Annotated in this window: 15 protein-coding genes and 5 pseudogenes; 11 read left to right on the plus strand and 9 right to left on the minus strand. The window is 58.3% G+C overall.

What is annotated here, in order from left to right; translation table 11 throughout:
• The first annotated feature begins 143 nt into the window (after positions 1 to 143).
• The 3 genes and pseudogenes from ACYQR9_RS14825 to ACYQR9_RS14835 form a co-directional block, all read left to right on the plus strand.
• Complete coding sequence (locus ACYQR9_RS14825; protein ID WP_461226955.1) at positions 144 to 2732, plus strand: calcium-binding protein; 2589 nt, start codon at positions 144 to 146, stop codon at positions 2730 to 2732.
• A gap of 212 nt (positions 2733 to 2944) precedes the next feature.
• Complete coding sequence (locus tag ACYQR9_RS14830) at positions 2945 to 5803, plus strand: sensor domain-containing phosphodiesterase (RefSeq protein ID WP_461226957.1); 2859 nt, start codon at positions 2945 to 2947, stop codon at positions 5801 to 5803.
• A gap of 475 nt (positions 5804 to 6278) precedes the next feature.
• A pseudogene (locus tag ACYQR9_RS14835) lies at positions 6279 to 6440 on the plus strand (IS630 family transposase); the annotation flags it as partial.
• Here ACYQR9_RS14835 and ACYQR9_RS14840 read toward each other — a convergent pair.
• Positions 6440 to 7390 carry an IS481 family transposase gene (locus tag ACYQR9_RS14840; protein WP_461226959.1) on the minus strand — a complete coding sequence of 317 codons (951 nt, stop codon included), beginning with the start codon at positions 7388 to 7390 and terminating at the stop codon, positions 6440 to 6442. The pseudogene ACYQR9_RS14835 and the gene ACYQR9_RS14840 overlap by 1 nt on opposite strands.
• Before the next feature lie 61 nt (positions 7391 to 7451).
• Here ACYQR9_RS14840 and ACYQR9_RS14845 point away from each other — a divergent pair.
• The 3 genes and pseudogenes from ACYQR9_RS14845 to ACYQR9_RS14855 all read left to right on the plus strand — a co-directional run.
• Positions 7452 to 7720 (plus strand): annotated as a pseudogene (locus ACYQR9_RS14845) (IS630 family transposase); the annotation flags it as partial.
• Between the two features lie 601 nt (positions 7721 to 8321).
• On the plus strand, positions 8322 to 8909 hold the full coding sequence (locus ACYQR9_RS14850) for a PAS domain-containing protein (protein WP_461226961.1): 588 nt from the start codon (positions 8322 to 8324) through the stop codon (positions 8907 to 8909).
• Positions 8910 to 9241: 332 nt separating this feature from the next.
• A complete protein-coding gene (locus tag ACYQR9_RS14855) occupies positions 9242 to 10546 on the plus strand; it encodes an IS701 family transposase (RefSeq protein WP_461226963.1) in 1305 nt (434 codons plus the stop codon).
• Positions 10547 to 11591: 1045 nt separating this feature from the next.
• Here ACYQR9_RS14855 and ACYQR9_RS14860 read toward each other — a convergent pair.
• Positions 11592 to 12854 carry a glycosyltransferase gene (locus tag ACYQR9_RS14860; protein WP_461226965.1) on the minus strand — a complete coding sequence of 421 codons (1263 nt, stop codon included), beginning with the start codon at positions 12852 to 12854 and terminating at the stop codon, positions 11592 to 11594.
• Positions 12855 to 13475: 621 nt separating this feature from the next.
• Between ACYQR9_RS14860 and ACYQR9_RS14865 the strand changes: the two genes are divergently transcribed.
• Positions 13476 to 13676 carry a hypothetical protein gene (locus ACYQR9_RS14865; protein ID WP_461226967.1) on the plus strand — a complete coding sequence of 67 codons (201 nt, stop codon included), beginning with the start codon at positions 13476 to 13478 and terminating at the stop codon, positions 13674 to 13676.
• A 61-nt stretch (positions 13677 to 13737) separates the two neighbouring features.
• Here ACYQR9_RS14865 and ACYQR9_RS14870 read toward each other — a convergent pair whose 3' ends face one another.
• Positions 13738 to 13938, minus strand: coding sequence for a hypothetical protein (locus ACYQR9_RS14870; protein WP_461226969.1), 201 nt, complete (start codon positions 13936 to 13938; stop codon positions 13738 to 13740).
• A gap of 211 nt (positions 13939 to 14149) precedes the next feature.
• Positions 14150 to 14554 (minus strand): hypothetical protein, encoded by a 405-nt coding sequence (locus tag ACYQR9_RS14875; RefSeq protein WP_461226971.1) that lies wholly within the window; start codon positions 14552 to 14554, stop codon positions 14150 to 14152.
• 48 nt (positions 14555 to 14602) lie between these two features.
• Here ACYQR9_RS14875 and ACYQR9_RS14880 point away from each other — a divergent pair, with 48 nt between their 5' ends.
• Positions 14603 to 15253: a PAS domain-containing protein gene (locus ACYQR9_RS14880; RefSeq protein ID WP_461226973.1), complete on the plus strand. Its 651-nt coding sequence runs from the start codon at positions 14603 to 14605 to the stop codon at positions 15251 to 15253.
• Positions 15254 to 15281: 28 nt separating this feature from the next.
• Here ACYQR9_RS14880 and ACYQR9_RS14885 read toward each other — a convergent pair.
• Positions 15282 to 15706: pseudogene (locus ACYQR9_RS14885) on the minus strand (IS630 family transposase); the annotation flags it as partial.
• 26 nt (positions 15707 to 15732) lie between these two features.
• Positions 15733 to 17460: pseudogene (locus tag ACYQR9_RS14890) on the minus strand (GGDEF domain-containing protein).
• 362 nt (positions 17461 to 17822) lie between these two features.
• Between ACYQR9_RS14890 and ACYQR9_RS14895 the strand changes: the two are divergent.
• A complete protein-coding gene (locus ACYQR9_RS14895; protein WP_056432528.1) occupies positions 17823 to 18062 on the plus strand; it encodes a DUF6894 family protein in 240 nt (79 codons plus the stop codon).
• 3 nt (positions 18063 to 18065) lie between these two features.
• Here the strand turns inward: ACYQR9_RS14895 and ACYQR9_RS14900 are convergent, their stop codons facing one another.
• On the minus strand, positions 18066 to 18332 hold the full coding sequence (locus ACYQR9_RS14900; protein WP_461226975.1) for a hypothetical protein: 267 nt from the start codon (positions 18330 to 18332) through the stop codon (positions 18066 to 18068).
• A gap of 52 nt (positions 18333 to 18384) precedes the next feature.
• Here ACYQR9_RS14900 and ACYQR9_RS14905 point away from each other — a divergent pair, with 52 nt between their 5' ends.
• The gene (locus ACYQR9_RS14905) at positions 18385 to 18699 is read left to right on the plus strand and encodes a hypothetical protein (RefSeq protein WP_461226977.1); all 315 of its coding nucleotides are present in this window, start codon (positions 18385 to 18387) and stop codon (positions 18697 to 18699) included.
• 326 nt (positions 18700 to 19025) lie between these two features.
• Here ACYQR9_RS14905 and ACYQR9_RS14910 read toward each other — a convergent pair whose 3' ends face one another.
• The gene (locus ACYQR9_RS14910) at positions 19026 to 19580 is read right to left on the minus strand and encodes a PAS domain-containing protein (protein WP_461226979.1); all 555 of its coding nucleotides are present in this window, start codon (positions 19578 to 19580) and stop codon (positions 19026 to 19028) included.
• Positions 19581 to 19752: 172 nt separating this feature from the next.
• On the opposite strand from ACYQR9_RS14910, the gene ACYQR9_RS14915 reads away from it, so the two are divergent.
• The gene (locus tag ACYQR9_RS14915) at positions 19753 to 19953 is read left to right on the plus strand and encodes a hypothetical protein (protein WP_461226981.1); all 201 of its coding nucleotides are present in this window, start codon (positions 19753 to 19755) and stop codon (positions 19951 to 19953) included.
• A gap of 165 nt (positions 19954 to 20118) precedes the next feature.
• Here ACYQR9_RS14915 and ACYQR9_RS14920 read toward each other — a convergent pair.
• Positions 20119 to 21080: pseudogene (locus ACYQR9_RS14920) on the minus strand (IS630 family transposase).
• Positions 21081 to 21182 lie beyond the last annotated feature (102 nt).

Below are 21182 nucleotides of genomic sequence, written 5' to 3' on the forward strand. Positions count from 1 at the left end.
AAGAGTTGAATATAACAACTTTGATGGGAAAAGTTCACTCATTGGGAACTTTTATGCGCCATCCATGGATCGCTCTGTGATCGGTCGGCGCCACCGCGCTGACACATGTCGATCACGGGCAGCTTAACCAATTGGAGCTCCGCATGTCCTCCGTTGAAATCAACACCGCTGCAGAATTCCCGCTACGTAATTTTTGGCTGGAAGATTTTTCTGAAGTTGATAACGCCTATTTCTCAGAGAGACAAAGCACACAAAATGAAGTGGGAAGGCGTACGGAAACTTATAGTTCATTTAGTTTAGTTGTTGATAATAAGGTATACACGTACATCGGAGAATGGACAGTCGACGTAAGATACGGCGTACTTAATGGAACGGCCGAATTTTTTGGCACCTACGATAGCGCAACTGTTACTGACAACGGCGAAATTATTGCGGCTTACAGCGGCGAGCCGTTAGATGTTGATCTAGGAAGCACAGGCGAGGTTGGCGCACTAGGGATCGTCGGTGGGATTGTAGGCGCGGTGCTTGGTGGCGTAGTAAATCTTCTGTTTGGAAGCACAGCAAATGACTTGGCGGTTGAAAATCTGAATCTCGATGAAACTCCAAATCTTCCAGGGCTAGCAATCGGCGAAACCTATGATCTGACTGGAGGCAATGGTGATAATACGCTCCGTGGCTCCAATGGGGACAATGTGATTGATGGTGGGACCGGCAACGACACTATGATCGGCGGTGGCGGCGACGATACTTATGTCGTCGGTTCCGCGGGTGATATCGTGGTCGAGGACGCTGTCGAGGGCGATGACACCGTTCGCTCCTCGGTGACCTACACTCTTCCCGACAACGTCGAGAACCTGGTTCTCACCGGCACCAGCGACATCGACGGGACAGGCAACGCTCTCGACAACAGCATCACCGGAAATGACGGCGACAACCGCCTCGACGGCGGAGACGGAAACGACATCCTGATCGGTGGCGGAGGCGACGATACCTACATCGTTAACTCGGCCGGCGACACCGTGGTAGAGGCTGCCGGCGAAGGCGATGACACCGTTCGCTCCTCGGTGACCTACACCCTTCCCGACAACGTCGAGAACCTGATCCTCACCGGCACCGGCGACATCGACGGGACAGGCAACGCCCTCGACAACAGCATCGTCGGAAACGCTAGCGACAACCGCCTCGACGGTGGCGACGGCAATGACCGCCTCACCGCGCTCGGCGGCGATGATATCCTCATCGGCGGCACCGGCGACGACATCATGCGCGGCGGGGCCGGCGATGACGTCTACGTCGTGGATTCCACGGGCGATGAGGTCATCGAGGCTGCCGACGAGGGCAACGACACCGTGCGCTCATCGGTGACCTACAGCCTCGGCGCCAACGTCGAGAACGTCATTCTCATCGGAACCGGTGCCATCGACGCCACGGGAACCGACGGCGCCGACGGCCTGACCGGCAATGACAGTGCCAACCGCCTCGATGGGGGCGCCGGCGAAGACACGCTCTCCGGACGCGGGGGCAATGACACCCTTATCGGCGGCACCGGCGCGGACACGATGCGCGGGGGCACCGGCGACGACACCTACGTAGTCGACGATGCAAGCGACCAAGTCATCGAGTTGGCTGGCGACGGCACCGATACCGTGCGCTCCTCGCTCGACTACACCCTAGGGGCCAATGTCGAGCGCCTCGTGTTGACCGGCGCTGGAAATCTTGATGGGACGGGCAACACGTTGAACAACTCCATCTTCGGCACCGGCGGGGACAACACCCTCCGCGGCGAGAGCGGGAGCGACTTCCTGTTCGGCAAGGGCGGAGCCGACATTCTCGACGGCGGAACCGGCAACGACACGATGCATGGCGGTCTCGGCGACGACACCTACTTCGTCGACAGGGTCGGCGATAAGATCGTGGAACTTCCGGGCGAGGGCAACGACACGGTTTATGCCTCCGTGACCTACGGCCTCTCAGCCAATGTCGAGAACCTCGTCCTGACGGGGGCTCGCAACCTGAGCGGTTTCGGCAACGACCTCGACAATGACATTACCGGCAACGGCGGCAGCAACCGTCTGAGCGGCGGTGCCGGGGACGATGTCATGACGGGCAACGGCGGCAACGACACCCTGCTCGGGGGCAGCGGAGCCGACACCATGCGCGGGGGCACCGGCAACGACACCTACCTTATCGACAATGCCGGGGATCGCGCCATCGAACAGCCGGGCGAAGGCTTCGACACGATCCGCTCGACCGTCAGCCACACGATGGAAGCCAATACGGAGAAGATGGTTCTCAGCGGAAACGTGGCTCTCGTCGCCAACGGCAATGCCGGCAACAACGAGATCTTCGGCAATGCCGGCGATACCGAGATCTACGGCGGCGACGGTCGTGACCTTCTCTACGGACGCGGTGGTGCCGACACCTTCGTGTTCAAGGACGCCACCGATAGCGACGTCGCCATCGGCGGGCGCGACATCGTCAAGGACTTCGATTTCGCAGCGGGCGACCGCATCGACCTCAGCGCAATCGATGCGAATTTCGGGCAAGCCGGAGACCAGGGCTTCGAGTTTATCGGAACCCAGGCGTTCTCCGGCGAGGCTGGCGAGCTGCGAGTGAAATTCGCTGGCGGCAACGCTCTTGTACAGGGAGATACGAATGGCGATGGTGCATCAGACTTCGACTTCATCCTCCAGGGCCATCAAGCCATAGACAGCGGGTCGTTCATTCTCTGATACTTTCTCTCACTCTGAAGGGGCTGCCATTGGGCAGCCCCTTATTCTTAAAAATAGAGTGATAGATTGGATATTGACTGCTCGCCAATGGTATCGCTGCCTCTGCGAGCTACGCGACCAATCACGCATGCATGAAATTATTGTCAAAATTTGATACATAGCGTGCGTCAACCGAATTTGTTGTATGAGCAACCTATAGCGATGGAATAACCATGCCGCCGCTTCCGCCAAATGAGGGCGAGCGTCTCGCGGCTCTGCGCGATCTGCGCATCCTCGATACGGCGCCTGAGGCCCACTTCGATGCGGTGTGCAGCACTGCCGCCGCGTTGTTCGCTGTGCCTATCGCACTGATCACGCTCATCGACAGCGACCGTCAGTGGTTCAAGGCCAAGTGTGGGATCGCTGCAGATGGCACGTCGCGTGATATCGCATTCTGCACATACGCCATTCTGTCTGACGATGTTCTCGTCGTGGAAGACGCGACGACGGACCCCCGCTTCGCCCAGAGCGCTTTAGTAACGGGTGAGCATGCCATCCGCTTCTACGCAGGCGCCCCTCTTGTTCTTCGATCAGGCATTCGACTTGGCACGCTGTGCCTCGTCGACACCAAGCCGCGAACGTTTTCAGAGCTGCAGGGAGCCCAGCTTGAAGGTCTCGCTCGGATTGTTGTCGCTCATATCGAACTTCACCGTGCACGGATCGCGGCTGAAACCGCGTTGGAGGAGCGCACACGATCAGAGACGCTGATCAAAGCGAGCGAGGAGCGCTACCGAACCGCACATGCGAAACTAGAGCAGACAGCCAATCTCCTCCGGCTCGCTCAGGAAGCTGCCGGAGCAGGAATTTGGCAGTGGAGCTTGGACACAGATTTAGCGCAAAACTCCCCTGAGAGCGCCCACATGCTTGGGTTCGATTGCGACTCGGGCTCAACCGACTGGATCGACATCGGGATCGCCGAATGGGCCGCGAGAGTACACCCGGACGACCTTCCACTTGTCCATGCGGCTCACACAGCAGCGCTTCGTGACGGCACGACCTACAAAGTCGAGTATCGGGTGAGGAGACCCGAGGGCAGCGCTGGGTACCGCTGGCTCAAGAGCTTTGGCCGCATCATCCGTGATGAAGCAACGGGCAAGCCGCTGCAGATCGTTGGCCTTGATCTCGATGTAACCGAGCGACGTACGACCCAGGACGCTCTCATTCAAAGCGAAAGGCGTCTACGCACGAGCGAAGAGCGCCTTGCATTCGCCCTCGACAGTGGCAGCGATGGTTTATGGGACTGGAACATCACCACGGGGCAGGTTTGGTACTCCGACCGCTGGTACACCATGTTCGGCTACGAGCCCGGAGACATCGAAGCTCACATCAACACCTGCATGGGGCTCACCCACCCCGACGACCTGAAGCAGACGCTGGCGCTTGTGGCGGAGCATTTCGAACAGCGATCTGCCATGTACTCCTCCGAGCGCCGCATGCGCACCAAGTCTGGCGACTACACCTGGGTTCTATCACGTGGCAGAGTAGTGTCGCGGGACCCGCAAGGCACACCTCTTCGTATGGTTGGCACTTACATCGACATCTCGGAGCGCAAAGCATCTGAGCACCGCATCGCCTACATGGCACGCCACGATGCGCTCACGGGCTTGCCCAACCGAACCGTTTTTTACGAGCATCTAGAGCACCGACTGGCCGAGGTTCGCCGCGGCCGAGGCCAGGCAGCGCTGCTATGCCTTGACCTCGATCGGTTCAAGTCCGTCAACGACACACTTGGCCACCCTGCGGGCGACCAACTGCTCTGTCAGATCGCTACGCGCTTGCGCGCAAACATTCGCGACGGCGATGTCGTGGTACGGCTCGGCGGCGACGAGTTCGCGATCATCGTCTCGCACGTAGACCACGTTCACCAAGTCAGCTCGCTAGCACAGCGTATGATCGATGCGGTAGGCCAACCACTCGATCTTGGCGGGCACCTTGTGACCGTCGGCGTCAGCATTGGGATCGCTCTGTCTCCGTCCAACGGCGACACAGCCGAAACCCTGTTCAAGAACGCGGACCTCGCGCTTTATCGAGCCAAGGAGGCAGCACGCGACAGCTACCGCTTCTACGAACCCGGTATGGATGCGGCTATCGAGGCCCGCATGCAGCTTGAGTTGGAGATGCGTGAGGCCATCATGTGTGGCAGCTTTGCGATGCATTATCAGCCTGTGCTGCGTCTGTCTGACCACCGGATCGTCGGTTTCGAGGCGCTGATGCGTTGGCCTCACCCGACACGTGGAATGATTGCGCCTGGTGCATTCATCCCATTGGCCGAGGAAACCGGACTGATTGTCTCACTCGGTTCCTGGGCGCTGCAGGAGGCATGCCGGGAAGCGGCAGCCTGGCCTGGCCATCTGCGGATCGCCGTCAACGTCTCTGCCATTCAGTTCCAGCAACCGGGGCTTGAAGAGAGTGTCATGTCGGCTCTGCGTACCTCAGGCCTCCCGCCCCATCGTCTCGTATTGGAGATCACCGAGAGCGTTCTCGTCCAGGATGCGGAGGCGGTGATCGCCTGCCTGCACCGCTTGAAAAGCTTTGGCGTTCGTATCGCGCTCGACGACTTTGGCACCGGCTACTCATCGCTGAGCTATCTACGACGGTTTCCCTTCGACAGCATCAAGATTGACCGGTCCTTCGTCAGCGAGATCGACGACCCTGGGGCTGCAGGAATTGTCCGGGCCGTGGTGAGTATCGCGAAGCAACTTGGAGCAACCGTTACGGCGGAAGGCGTTGAGACCAATCATCAGCTTGAGCAGGTATGTTTAGAGGGCTGTACGGATATACAGGGTTACTTTATCAGTAGTCCAATGCCGGCAGACGACACCAAGGTTTTCATTAGAGAGAACCTTTTCACAGGCACGCAAGCTGACTTGCGTGATATCCACCCAAACCAAACAAAAGACACCATCAGCAGCGAGCGGCTTGCGGGATGTCCGAGGCGGGATCCTCGATCTGCCCGATCAGGTGCTCAATGTGGAAGGGATCCTGCAGCGCAATCAGGCCGTACTCAGGCAGGTGATCACGGATCGCGTTGATGAGATGGGCGCGCTGGCCCATCGGGAGGTCTCGAGCCCGGAAGATCCCTGCGGCGGACTACATGGCCTCGCATTTCACGGCCACCAACAGCATGGTCGGGCGCTTTGCCGCCTCGAAGATCGCCTCGGCATCGGCGGCATCGTTCTTCTGCCGCTTAGCGACCGGCTTCACCTAAGCCGGCGCCATCAGCTTTACCCTGTGGCCAAGCTTGCCGGTCTCTCGACCCCAGTGATGCGCGCTGGGGCAAACCTCCGTTGCTACGAGGCAGGAAGCTGGATGGCGAAGTAGGCCAATATTTGATCGCGCCGCAGCTGCTTGCTGAAGGCCGGAACACTGGAGGCATTTGCCCCATGCGCCTGGAAAACGTTCCTAGCCAAATCCAGGCCAATGGTATTAACCTCTATCACGGACTCCTCCCCGTGGTGGCTCTCAACACAACCAACTTGGCTCATCTATGCCGCCGAGAGACATCCACCCCATTATTGGAAAACGACGACCGTCACGGCGGGGCTGCGCCTGTCCGAGAGCGCCGCGCCGTTCGTGCTCGACGAGCCAATCAAACGCGACGCCTTCCAGGATCACGTCGATCGCGTCTTGGTGCCCGAACTCACCCCCAGTGACAGCGCGGTCATGGACTAGGTGTACGGTCCCGGGATGAGGTGTGACGGATCGATCCTGAAGCGATCGGGCTCTTTCGTCCAGGCATTCAGGATGAACTCGGTGGGCGTCAGGCCGCGCAGCGTCTTGAGCCTGCGGGCATGATTGTAGGCATCGACGAACAGATGCAGATGCGCTCTCAGCTGAGCATGGCTGTCGTAGTGGTAGCGTTTGACCGTCGCGTCCTTGATCGTACGGTTCATTCGCTCGACTTGCCCGTTGGTCCAAGGGTGGTTCACCTTGGTCAGACGGTGCTCGATGCCATGCTCGTCGCAGACACGATCGAAGATGTGCTGACTGTCGTAGATATCCCGCTGGCGTGATGTGAACTGAATGCCATTGTCCGTGAGCACAGTGTGGATGCGGTAAGGCACCGCTTCGATGAAGTCGCGGAGGAACTGAGCGGCCTCCATCTTGCCGGCGCTCTCGACCAGCCGCACGAAGACGAATTTGCTGGTTCGGTCGATGGCCACGAACAGCCTGAGCTTGCCCTCAGCGGTGCTGACCTCGGCGATGTCGATATGGACGTAGCCGATGGCGTAACTCGCAAAGCGCTGCTTTTTGGGTTTGTCGCCGTCGATCTCGGGCAGTCGGCTGATGCCGTGCCGTTCCAGACAGCGATGCAGCGAGGACCGGGTCAGGTGCGGGATCGTCGGTTGCAGGCCATAGAGGCAATCGTCGAGCGGGAGCAGCGTGTGCCGTCGGAAAGCGACGATGATCGCCTCCTCCTCGACCGTGAGCACGGTGGAGCGCGGCTCCTTGGGTCCCATCCGGGCATCCGCCGTCGTCGCCCGTTTGCGCCACTTCTGCACCGTCGTCGGACTGACGCTGTAGCGCCGGGCCAGCGCCCTTACGCTCTCTTCACGTAGCTGGATCGCGCGACGGACTGCCTCCGTCGTGGTGGCGCTTCCATGGAGAACTTGGCCCATAGCGCTTCCCTCGCAGCATGATGCGCAACCGTATCACCACACCGCGGGATCAAACACCTAACTCGGCAGCCACGAGGGTACGGCCGTGCGGGCAGCAATCAAAGCGGTCGACACTCGACGGCTGTTCCCCTCCGTAGTACCCACTTCAACACCACCAAGATGGCGTTCTCGAAACTGAAGGACCCGCTGCGCAAAGCTGCCGAACGCGCCGTCGAGGGACTCTGGTCGACAATCGGACATCTCGTCGACACCGTCACGCCAGACGAGGGCCCCCAGTTTTCCGTTCCAGCAGGATATGAGCCAAATAAGCGAGAAACGCTTTTTTGTTAGAAACTTACCATAAGATACTGAGCCCCTCTGCCACTGTTGTGACCGGACCGCGGATCCGGTGCAGCGCAGATGCACTTTGTCAAGCGCTCTGTGACGAGAAGTGAGTTATTCGACACATCATGGACTACCGAAAGGAACCGAATGCAATGCCAAATATGAGTGATGCGGCAGTACGTTACGAACATTTCCAGACACTTGCAGACGAGACCAGCATCGGAGCTTCCCACAAAAGCATCCTTCCGGTGTGAAACAGACGCCAGCCGATTCGCCTTGCCAAATTCTTCCGACGAAAGTCCAAGCTGCGCTGCAACCTGATGCTGGAGCATATCACTGCGGCTCGGTAGAAGAGAGTTTAGATTCCCCATTGCGTCGGAGGAAGCGGACGAAGCAGCTTCAATCAAGTTCGGCTAACGTCCTGTCATATGAAATCAGCATTCCGAAGTTGAAGCCCGCACGCGTACAGCGGATTGCATGCGAAAGCGTGGCCATATCGCTGCAAAATCTATCGCATGTTAACGGATCATAAAAAAGTCTCACATTGAAGTGAACGAAGCAATCTAACGCTACTTTGGAGGTTTTGGTGGGAAGGGTCGGGACAGATGTGGCGAAAGGCTCGCAGATCCAATTGCAGGCTTCGATCGACGCATCGGATGTCATCGGGCGTTGGGACTGGGACATCCCCAACGATCTGCTATACGCAGATGCGACGGTTGCCCTGCTCTTTAGCGTTGATCCTGCGACGGCGCAAGGTGGCGTTCCGTTAAGCCTGTTTCTTGCAGGAATTCATCCGGAGGACAGGGCAAAAACGGCGGAGGTTATTGCGATAAGCGCAAGGGCGGGCCGCTCTTACGTACAGGAATATCGAGTCTACTCGGCGGACGGAGCTATGAGGTGGGTTTTAGCACGAGGCCTTATACATCTGGACAAGACAGGTCGCCCCCTGCGGGGCACCGGTTTGCTGATTGATATTACGCCGAACCGGGCTGATGAGGCCGATCATCCAACCAAAGGGGCTGATAGCTTAGCACACCCGTTGGAGGAGGCTGCCGAACATTGCCTTGCTGCCCGACACGCAATACAGAAACTTTCCGAGCCATTACTTAAGAACATGACCGACATGTTGCTACTTGAAATCGGACGTCGTCTTTCGAAAACTGCAATTCACCAGCGCAGGACGCGCATGAACTGACGCACTGATCAAATTGCAAATCCATCGATAGAAATAGCTCGGACTGTCAGTTAAAGCCTCAGCATTAGGAAGCTAGTCAGTAAATCCTTTTAACGCGTTGAGCCGCGCGACTTACACATGTGCATACGGGGCATCCAAAATTAACAATCACTCTAAGCGAACGCAGAATATACGGCTCTAAGCGAATAAATCACGTGTGCATTCAGATATTTACCTCCTACTTTACCGAACGAAGTTGTCTTAAATCCCCTAACACTACTTTGGCAGACTGAGGGAACGATGTAGGATTCTTGCGGATTCGCATGCCACGGCGATGTTCGTGGGTGATCGCGATGTCAGGTGCTGGCAGGTGGCGTGACGATCTGGAGAAGTGGCTGCAGCCGTTCCTGGCGGGCCTGTCGCATCCGGCGCGTCGGGCGATGTGCCCTCTCTACGTGGCGGGGCTGATCGGCTTGGGCGACCGCAAGAGCGTCCAGCCGATGGCGGCGCGGGCTGATGGGGTTCCCTACGATCGGTTGCACCACTTCATCGCGGCCGGGATCTGGGATGAAGCGCCGCTACAGCAGGCGCTTCTGCGCGAGGCCGATCGCCTGGTCGGCGGTTCGGATGCGATCCTCGTCGTCGACGACACCGCCTTGCCGAAGAAAGGCAACCGCTCGGTCGGGGTCGCGCCGCAATACGCCACGACGCTGGGCAAGACCGCCAATTGCCAGACGCTGGTCTCGCTTACGCTGGCGCGTGGCGAGGTGCCCGTGGCTGTGGGACTGCGACTGTTCCTGCCCGAGATCTGGACAGGGCACCCGGACCGGATGGCCCGGGCCGGTGTGCCCGAGGACCGGCGCGCGGCTCGCACCAAGCTGGAGATCGCGGTTGCGGAGATCGACCGGGTCCGAGCGGGTGGCGTGCGCTTTGGCTGCGTGCTGGCGGATGCGGGTTACGGCTGCTCCGCCCCGTTCCGGCAGGCCCTGAGCGAGCGCGGCTTGAGATGGGCCGTCGGGATCTCGGGACGCAGCAAGGTCTACCCGGCCGACGTGGCGATGGTCTTCCCGGTCGCGGGGCGGGGGCGACCCCGCCAGCATCACGTGCCGGATCAGGTCTCGGTCTCGGCCGAGACGATCCTGGTGGACATGACCGGCCGATCCGTGACGTGGCGACACGGCACCAAAGGGCGGCTGCGAGCTCGCTTCTGTGGGCTGCGCGTCCGGATGGCCGATGGGCCGACGCAGCGGATCGGCACACAAGGCAACCAGCACCTGCCCGGGGAAGCTGTCTGGCTGGTGCGTGAAGAGCGTGGCTCGGGCGAGTGCAAGTTCTACCTCTCGAACCTGCCGGCCGATGCGACCCTCAAGCAGCTCGCCGCCACGATCAAGGCGCGCTGGATCTGCGAGCAGACGCATCAGCAGATGAAGGAGGAGCTCGGCCTGGACCACTTCGAAGGCCGCTCGTGGACCGGGCTGCACCGACACGCGCTGATGACGATGATCGCCTACGCCTTCCTTCAGTCCCGCCGCCTCGCCGCGGCGGGGCGGAAAAAAAAGAATCGCCTGCCCACCGCCCCAGCCCTCGATGCAGGCGATCCGCCAAGCCATCCTGGATCACCCCAGCCAGCCACCACCGCGGCGATGCCCGCACTGTGATGCCGTACTCCACCGGCCTCCCTGAAATCAGTCTGCTAAAGTAGTGCTAAGGTCGGCTACCAAATTATGCAGTTGCAATTGTACTGTGTAAGGCCACGTGCGGCCCTCAGAAAGCGAACAAATTTATAGCACAACTCAGCGAAAAATTCTTGCTCAGCGCCGTTCAAACCTCTACCTGTCGCAGTTTCAGCGCTACGTGCTCAATATCCGTCTTCTGTCTTCGCTTCATATCTAGCCGGTTCGATACTGCCTGAGACTGTAAAGCAGCCCATTCCAAGCCAGCCGGTTAGGTCACCCGTATAAGTAGTCATAAAGTCGAACGGGTCCCTTGATAGCTTAGGTTGAGCGCCGCTCAACTTTTTGTACGGCAACAGACTCAATCAGCCACAGCCGGAATGCTTACTCATCCTAAGGAGAATTTCGCTCATTTATTATCACAAAGATTGCTGGCTTCGGATAGCAACAGGTTCGGTAAGCCATGTATCTTCAGAGCCATTGCCTCGCGAAGCACCGCATTGTATTAAGTAAATACTTATGCCTATAATGCTTTGCTTGATTTTTGTCCGATAAGTTATGACGCTCGGCCCAGCCTTCGCATGAGGATCATGAAGGCGGCAGCGTAGAGGAAAGTCTGAGCCAAAGCGAAGGTCGCCTCAAAATTTTCCCCGAAGGCGGCAGTTGCGGCTAATCCAGCCGAGGAAGCATTTCACGCCCCAACGGCGTGGATGCACAGCAAAGTCATAGGCTCTCCGTCTCCAGTTAATCCAGTCGCTTGACCTGATGACCTTTAAAACCATATCCGGAACGCAAACGGCAATACGTGAACTCGGCCAACTAGATAGATCGTATACCTTCTGCGACCTTGCGTACTTACAAGACCAAAACATCCCCTCAGCGAAGCTTGGCGATAATCTCTTCAGACTGAAGCTTTTTTCGTGCCATGACAACATTCTGCATATAGCTCGGAGCCATAACGCCAGGAGGACCACAACCGATGGCTAGATAAAACGCCCGTAGAAATACAAATCCATTAAGCGCAGATTTTTCAGTAACCGTGACGCATCCGTTTCGAGAACCGCTCGATGATGCCACAGCAGACCTTTATGCCGTTCTCTTGAGCACTTCGTTTCTTCGCTTCTTTGCAAGCCTCCGCAACAGTTGGAGAATGGAGAAGCGTATTGAGGCATTGGCTGGCGCGAGAGGGTGTGAAGCGTCTGCGTGAGAGCGTCATACCTACCCCAAGACGACGAAGACGCTCTCCCTCGTCGAAATGATCGAAGGCGACTGGTACGATGAGCTGCGGAACGCCAGCAGCTAGCCCCTCCGCAACAGTGCCAATCCCGCCATGATGGATCAGCGCGGCGGAATATGGGAGCAGTGCACTGAGAGGGGCGTAGGCCGCCCTGAACACGCTGGCCGGTAGATCGTCGGGGATCTGGCCGTTCTGAGGCGCCAGGAGAACACCGCGACGTCCCATCCGCCTACAGATGGCGACGGCCGTCTCGAAAAAACGCCCTGCCTGTCTCATCGCGGAGCCGTAGGTGAAGACCAAGGGAGGCTCACCGCCTTCTACGAACGCAGCAAGCGATGGTGACAGCGTACCGGCATCACCGAAGGTATCGACACGAGGAAATCCGGTCTGGACTGTGCGATGTGGCCAGTCATCCTGTGGCGGGGCGAACCAGCTTGGGACCATGAGGATGATGCGCTGAGGCGAGTGCCACCATGTCCTCAATCGATCCACAGCAGGCAGATTGAACTCAGCCCGATATGCGTTGACCGCGGGAAGAGAGACGGGATTGAGCACGTATTTTTCGGCTCCAAGCTGGATTGAGTGCTTGAGACGATTTGGGAGCCAACGGGGAAGCGGCACTCCTGGGATGATGGGAGGTGCATGCCGGCTCCGAAAGATGAAAGGAGCGAGGTGAACCGTGATCACGTCGAGCCCCAGGCGATCCTGAGCGATACGGGCGCCTAAGCTGAGTGTTGAGGCGACGACCAGGATCGGGCCCCGTTCTGCCTCCTGGCCTAGGAAGGCGTCAACGACCGGCATCAGTTTCAGCGCGTACCCAAGCAGAAGGGCCGCTCCCTTGCGAGGATGCCAAAGGTTCGGGTCGGCGATGGCCTCATCGTACTCAGCTTGGCTGCCAAGGGGGTGAAACGGCAGTCGCGCTTGCTTCGCCAGCCTCTCAAAATGTCCTGGCGCAGCGAGGAGGACATTGAAGGAGCGTCGGCGCATTTCGATGGCAAGGCCTATGAACGGCAAGACGTCCCCATGGCTACCTATCGAAACGAAAATGACCTTCATTAGAGAGCCTTAAGTAGTAGAAAACCGAGGGCGCAAAATCGGCGATTCAAGGCAAAAAAGCAATTGATATGGCTGAGACCACCTTGGTTATACTATCAATCATCAGGTCACTACAGCATTCCTTCGCTACTTGCGCCGGAAACCGCAAGCCTTTACAGCATGGAAGCAGCCCTTCTGCTGCAGCAGCTTTCTGTAGATCGGCTCGCCATTCCCACAGCAGGCTGCGGATGGCGCTTAAACGTCAGCGGCTCTGTGGAACGTCGGTTCTGGGAGCCAAGCCGCGGATGAAGCTCAGCACCTTCAATCGGTCCTGCTCGACCTCAATCATGGCCCAAAGTTGCAGAAGCTCCGCCGTAGGGTTTCGATCAGGCAATGACAGATCTGAGAACACTTCAACCGGGCAATCGAGTGCTACAGCGATCCGGTTCAATAGCGCTTCCGATTGGTCTGACTCGTACTCAGCGGCATCCCGCTTACACATGTGTAACTCCGATTGTGCGCAACCGGTTTATCGCATCTTTTGGAGGCCATGCAAAATACAACCTGAGTTAGAACATTTCGCGTTTGATCCACGTTGATTACTTAAGCTATCCTGCCAGTATCCAACCAGTTTCGGACAGAATGGACGGTGCAGAAATGGAAGACGACGAGCGTTTCAACGAGATGGCAGAGGCTTGTTTGTCGGCGCATGAGGCCGTCATCGAAGCAGGCACCCCTGCGATGATTGCTTTGACACGTGCTCTCTTGTGGCAGGTCGGCCAGGAACTTTCACAAAGAGAGGAACGGCGAAATGAAATTGTTCGCTTAAGTGATGCTAAATAGCAACAACGTAGCACATAGACACGATCTGCTATCGGCTACGCTTCGTATGCGCCGTTAACAATCAGATTAAGGAGTGCCATGCTAACCAGCCTATCACCGCGCCATCCTTAACTTGTGCCCCCCGATCTGCTATCAATCGCGATGCGGCCTCTAGTTGTAATAATTCCTGTAATCGACTAAGGGCTGATGAAATTTCAGCGAAGTCATCATCCAGTAGTGATTGAATACGGCTGATGGTCGAAATTTTCTGAGCTTCAGGCATGTATTTGGCCTTTCACCCAGCCACAGACCCCTGATCTAGCCAGCGTGCCTCGCACAGGGCAAATTAAGAAAACCATCGAATATAAAGATAAATATATACAGATCAGATGACGCCAAAACCGCGACTGCAAATAGTTCTGTATTGTTCTATTTGAAACTGCATTAGTTTCGGTTAAATACTGATAATCCGCCTTAGCCTACAGATCGGGCCGTCAACCTTGCGGCTCCTCGTGCTCGCTCACGCGAGCCGCGTTTCGAACCATATTAAGAATGCGTTCACGCTCTTTAGGATCTACCACACGTACAAAAGCCTCAATGAGATCCACGCAGTCTTGCGTCAGCCCAGTCTCCGGCGCATGGCCGTCATGATTGGCTTCTTGGGTATGTTTCTCGGATTCAGCTGGATGGAGGAAGTCCGCTACGGAAAGATCCAGCGCCTTTGCAATTCTTGATTGAAGCACTGAGCCATATGACGAGGTGACTTCAGCGGTCTGATTCGGCAAACTTGTACTGTCTTTGGCAAACACATCGGCTTCAGCCGAACTCAACTTCCGGCCCATGCGGCCCTCCAGCGCAACTTTTGATTGAATCACGTTTAGCGATGTATTTTGCACCATCTCGTAGTAATTTTCTACCGGTATAGATTTACTTAGGTTTCGCTTATATTGTCGTATTGGATCGAACCTTATCAGATTCTGGAGACGCGTGTGGGGCGTATTCAAACGCGCGGGACGCAGGTCTCGCAGATCATGTTGCAACAGGCGCTCGACGCTTCAGACCTGATTGGACGATGGGAATACGACGTTGCGAAGGATCTCGCGTATGCGGACGCACTCGTTGCACTCGTGTTCAATATCGACCCCACAGCGATGGCTGCCGGCGTGGCGCTCGATGTGTTCCTTGCCGGGGTGCATCCCGAGGATCGTGAGCGTTTTGCCGACGAGATAGTGCGCAGTATGATGACGGGAATTTGCTGCACGTTCGAGTACCGAGTTTGCTCTGCTGACGGCGTTGTACGTTGGGTTCTGGATCGTGGGCGTATCACCTTGGACGAGGCAGGGCGGCCTCAGCGTGGAAGCGGTGTGCTAATCGACATCACACAATCGCGTGTTCGTGACCATGAGGCGAATCCCGTTCCAGACTTTAAGCATCAGCACCCCTTGGAACGGGCTGCCGAGCATTGCCTCGCGGCGCAGGAGGCAATCCACGAGCTTCCTGAGCCTCTCCTGCACCGGATGAGCGATATGCTGCTGCTTGAAGTCGGACGAGCGTTGTCGAAGCTTACGGATGCCCGACGTCGCGGCTCGATGAACTAACTCTGAAACTTTATAGAGCCGCTTCCAGTCAGGTTGGGTCAAAGGCATCGTACCCTGCGGCTATCAGGTAATTGCGGCACTCATTCGGCGTGAAGCGTCCATGGACCTGCGCGAGCGTGTTGCAGAGTTCTGCGACCGTGCAGGCGGCCTGGGCACCCAAATTGGCCTTGAGCTTGGCACAGGCGAGTTCGGTCAGATTGAAATCTCTTAGCGGTCTTTCGTTTAGGGCGAATAGACCGAGAGGTAGAGCAGGCGGGCACCTGCAGAAGCGATGCGCTCGCGGATGCCGCTGACGTTGTGGGCGGACAAGTTGTCGAGCACGACCGTGCTACCGTGCTTCATGGCCGGCACCAGGGCCTTTTCGGCATAGCGGCCGAAGCGGACCCCGGCCATCAATCAGTCGAAGGGCGGTCTCGTCGTCAGGCTGCTGACAGGCAGCCCCGCGGTTGTTGTTTTACTTCTTCTTAAGTGCCGTTAAGCTATTTGCCCGCGACACGAAGGCGCCCCTGTGGGCTAGCCGGGGCTTCGCTTTCGGCACGCCAGCCCGATTGAACCGGAGCGGTCGCGACCTGGTTTCTTCCGCTATGTTTGGCTCGATAGAGTGCCGTGTCGGCTGCCTTGACGAGGTCAGCGCTGTTGCTTGATGTGCTCGGCAGAGAGGACACCCCTAGCGACGCCGAGACCTTCGCACCATGGGCCCCGGACAGAGCCTCGATCCGCTCTCGGATTTGTTCTGCCTAGAGCGCTGCATCCTCGAGGCTGCAGTCGGGGAGAAACACGATCAGTTCTTCGCCACCGTAGCGACAGGCCACATCGGTCTCACGGAGCGCTCCGACGATCGCAGCCGCCGCTTCCCTCAGAACAGCGTCACCTGTCGCATGACCGTGCTCGTCATTGAGGCGCTTGAAGTGGTCGAGGTCGATCATGATCACCGAAACCATCCGCCCCTCGCGCTCAGCGATGCGGACATATCGATCGAGACTGTCCTCCATGTAGCGTCGGTTATAGAGGCCCGTCAGTGGATCGCGGAGCGCCTGGTTGCGCAGCTTCTCGCGCAGAGCGATGTTGGACAGGGCGAGCGACATCGCGTCCCCGAGCGCCGAACTCAGCGGCAGGATGTCAGCGAGGCGTTTCTCTGCGTCCAAACCATGCGCAAAGATCTGAAGAAGACCAAGGTTCTCACCCCGCGCGACCATCGGTATTTCGAGGGCGGCGAGACCGGAGACATGATGCTCACAGCAAAGGGCTCTGGAGCCGCCACGGTTGATGTGCGGCTTGCCGCGCTTCATGGCCCAGCACTGGTTGATCGCGATCACCTCCGGCGGGGGCGATCCATCTTCGCATGCCCAGGAGGTCGAGAGGACGAGGCGGTCGCGCGAATTGTTGAAGACATAGAGCGCGCCGCTGAACCCGCCGATCAACTCGCCAGCGGTGGCGCGGAGGACTGCGTTTGCATCGTGATGATCGGCAGCGCTCTGGAGCATATCCGTCATCTCGAACAGATGGCCGATCTGTGTTCTGGAAGCGTCCATGTCCGTGATGGCCGTCGCCCGGGCCTGGGCATCTCGCGCACTTGATCGGAATGCGAAGATCATCACTCCGGCAATAAGGATCTGCGAGAGCAACACGATGGTTTTGCCGATCTCAATGCGCGTCTCGTGATCGGCGAAGTGCGAGTTCCAGTCGGCCAGGAAGGCATCGAACGCGCGACGCATGGTGCCGATCAGAGCCGCACTCCTGCGCTCCCTGAGCAGGGCCTGAGCCGCCTCCAGCTTTCCGGCACGGACGAGTTCGAGTGTATCCGTCCAGATGGCTTCGAGCGACTTGATGCTGGCGTCGGCGGAGGCGCTGGTCCCGTCGGGCATCTTTAGGAAAGGATCGAGGCGAGCCAGATACGTATCGCGACGGCTATGCAACGCTTCGAAGGCGCGGCTGTACTCGCTGTATTCGCTGTCCCGGTCGCCGAGGGCTCTGTTGAGGACGTAGGCTTCCGCGTCCATGAGCGCTTCCTGGGCGATGCGCATCTGCCGCCCGCCTTCGCGCAGATCGATGAGAGCCTGCTGGTGCCGGTTGGTGTAAAAGAAGCCCGAGAGCACGATCGTGATCATGACCACGACGAGACCAACCTGAGCGACAAGGCGATGCCGGACATTGCTGCGCCGGGTGCTTGCCGTCGCGACACCCGCTTCGCGCTCACACAGTGCCATTGCCGGTCCTATGATGTTGGAACCGACACGGATCGGCACGCCGGAGGGAGAAGGGCCCCAAGCTCCTGTTTCCGCGTGAAAGAAGATGGCTAAGAAAAAGATTTTTCCAGCCGGCGCGTTTCGAGCGGGGGGGGTAGCTCTCGCTAGGCCCCAGCGTAATCGCGTTTGTTTTGGCGATTATATCGTCGACATATACGACGTGCGAAGTGGCCAGCAACGAGTTGAACTCGCCATTTGCCGCAGTAGATGTTAGTGCGGTTGCGATGCTCCTCGTGTAGGATAGAACAATCGCGGCCCTCTGATTGGCGCCCCGCGCTTGAGAGACAAATTGCGCTCCCGCCTTTTATGTGTGGAGAGCCGCTGTGCCACGTTATTACTTCGACATCCACGACGGCGTATCGCTTCGTGATGAAGAGGGGATTGAACTTACCGATCTCAATGCAGTGGCGCGGCATGCCAAGAAGGTTCTACCTGAGATAGCGGCCGATGAAGTGTGCAAGGACGGCGAACACCAAGCTTTCTCTGTGCTGGTGACTGACGAAGAGGGGCACCCTGTCTACTCAGCCGCCGTGACCTATACAGGCACGTGGCTGATCCGGTAGCGTCTACTTTGGAGTTGTCGGGACTTTTGGCTTCGCGATCCGCTTAAACGCTGCATCGAAGTCCGCTTCATCCTCGCTGGCCCCGGCCTCACGCGCCCCTTCGACGAACCTGCGCTTCTGCTCCTCAGGCGTCAGCTTCTGAGCGCCGAGCTTGGATGGACGCTTGGGTTCGGCCTCTGGCTCGTCCAGCATCACCCTTGTTTCTTTGATCAGCGCCTTGGTGAAGTCGTCACGCGCTTGGCGCTTTAGCTTGAGGGCGTTGAGGATCATGGACTGGCTCCGGAACGGAGGCAGCAAGCTGGGCGGGTATGGCTAACGACCCATGAACGTCAGCGAGTTCGCGTTTGCGACAGGACCGGATGGCTTGGGGTCGGCTCTCCTGAAGGAAACGATGCTCAATCATGGCGCGTATTGCAACGAGGATCTGGCCGAGTACCTTGTCGCGACGGCGGCCGATGCTCCGGAAGTCGAGGCAATCCAGGTGCCGGATGAGGATACCGAGGTGAATGCACTTGGCCTGAAGGGCTTGGGCGAACTCGGCAACATTGGTGACAACACCGCCATCGCGAACGCCCTCTTTCATGCATGCGGCCGTCGCTTCAGGCGCCTCCCAATCCGAGCCGAAGGCCACTTCTGATGATGGTCCGGCGAAGTCCATTTTCAGGATAGGCTTGTCATCCCTTGTTCCGCCGTATCGCGACCAAGTGCGTGACGGTCGTTTCGGTGGCCTGTGGATCGCTCTTTGGCGTGGCTAGCCGCTTTCTGGCGAATACGGATCTTAGTGCCATCACCGATGGTAGGCCCATCACTACCGCGGCTCGACATATGGCTGCTTACGGGCAGGTTTGGATGGCGAGGACTGACCGATTTAGGTTGGGACCCGTCCGTCCGCTCTACGACCGGGTCGGGTGGGGAGCAGACCTCAGCCCGGCGGTCCGAAGCGGACATTCTGTCCTGCGCCTTTCAATGGACGCTATTACCTTGCGCAGGTGATGTGGTGCTTTGAGCGAGCAATATGCCCGCCGTAAGCAGTGCATTCCGCAATACAGGCAGCATTTCCTTTGCATGATCCTGCTCAATGAGCCCGTGTGCGACTAGTAAGTAGTTGGCCACGAGTTCCAACGCAGAGCCTGACGGCGTCGAGGGGTGCGAAGGCGGTGGAACGAAGCGCGCAAGTGTGCCGTAGGCGGTCAGAGGATCAAAGGTACCAGCACTGAGTTCGGTCATTGAGCCGAGATAGCCTAAAAAGGTGCTCCCCGGTGGTCCAAAGGACGGGACAGCTCCGATCATCACCCACGTATAGCTCTTATCAGGGCGCTGTAGCCGGAGGCGAATGCTGAACTCGCTCTGCTGCTCGTGCGCCTTGCGAAGAAAGCCAACTGCGATCTCGTAATCATCAGGATGGACACAGCTGAACCATCCATGCCCAACAACCTCGGTTGCTGCTTGCCCAGTGAACACAGTCCATTCGTAACTTACGTAGCTTACGCCGCCGTCAAAATTTGTTACGAAGATCATATGGCGCTCCTTAGCTTCAGTTCCAATGCGACGCTGAAGCCTCTGCGCCAAAAAGGAATTATATCACGATTTTATTTAGAAAGTCGAACAGACTTCGTGCAAGCACTCTACGGACAGGCCGGAGTTATTTTTCCAGGGAACAATTTTTTCTGGATACGATTTAGAATTCGATATGGAAGAATCAGATAAGCGTGTTGCAGCACTCCTCCAGCGAATCGCTCACGAAATTGGTGTGCCTGTGCAGCAGTTCTACCATGACAGCACGCCTTTGGATGCAAGCGAGTGCTTGAGCCTGTGGTTCAAGATAAGGACGCAGGAAGGGCGCTACCGGGCCCTTCAAGCCCTCCGCGCAATTGTTGAAGATGAAACCTGAATGCAGTGCGGTTACAGTAGTTGTTCGACCCGAACCGACATTGAAATGTTCCGTTGTGAGTCCCGAGGCCTCGCTGCTGGGAAGCGGACTGTCCCGGGGTCTGCAAGGGTTCGGATGCGGAAGGTCCGCTTCCGGGCAGGCGGCTAGCTTCTCCTTAGAGCGTTTTCAATTAATCCGCTCATATCCTGCTGCGGCGAAGAAGTTGGCGCACTCGTCGGGTGTGACGGCGTCGACGAGGCGCCCGATGGCCGACCACATTCCCTCGACGGTCCGTTCCTCGGCTTTGCGCAGCAGCGCTTTTAGCTTCGAGAAGGCCATCTCGATAGGGTTGAAGTCGCTGCGCGGTCCTTCGGTTCGGGGCTGTAGGGCGGGAGGAACAACAGCTGTGCGCCCGCGGCCTCGATGGCGGCTTGCACGGCAGGCCCCTTGTAGCTGCCGAGGTTGTCCATGACGACGATGTCGCCGGGAACGAGTTCGGGCGCCAAGACGCGGTCGACGTAGGGCTGGAAGGCGCCCAGATTGATCGGCCCATCCAGCACGAACGGCGCGGCGATCCCGGACAGGCTTAGGCCCGCCACGAAGGTCGTGGTCTTCCAATGGCCATGCGGCACGGGCGAGCGAAGCCGCTCTCCGCGCGATGAACGCCCGCGGGTGCGGGCCATGTTGGTCGAGGTCCAGGTTTCGTCGAGGAATACGAGGCGGGCAGGGTCGAGATCCAGCTGACCTTCGAACCACACCTCGCGGGCGGCCTTCACATCCGGGCGGTTCTGCTCCGCGGCGTGGGCTGTTTTTGTGTACGTGAGATCGCGCGCGTCGAGGAACGTCCAAAGGGTACCGAGCCCGACCGTCAGAGCGTGCTCGTCCCGAAGCCAGGCCCGCATCTCCTCCAGGGTGATGTCGTCCTTTGCGTCGATCACGCCGCGCAGGAACGCCTCGTACGGATCGAGCTTCGAGCGGCGCGCGCATCCTTACGGTCGGGCCGCCGTCCCGGTCGTCGTGAGCGGGGCCATCCAGCGGATCGAGGTGGCAACACCGACCCCAAACCGCGCTGCTGCCTGCCGGCGCGAGGTCGTGGCCGCGGCTTCCACCACCCGCTCGCGCAGATCATGACTGTAGGGCCGTCCCATCGGTCGCTCCTCACCCAGAGCGATCAGTGAATCAGCCTACCGCATCTCTGTGAACCCCGCCGCATCGACTCAGCGCAAACCGAAAACGCTCTAGGGCGCACA

Source organism: Methylobacterium sp. CM6241, assembly GCF_054817845.1.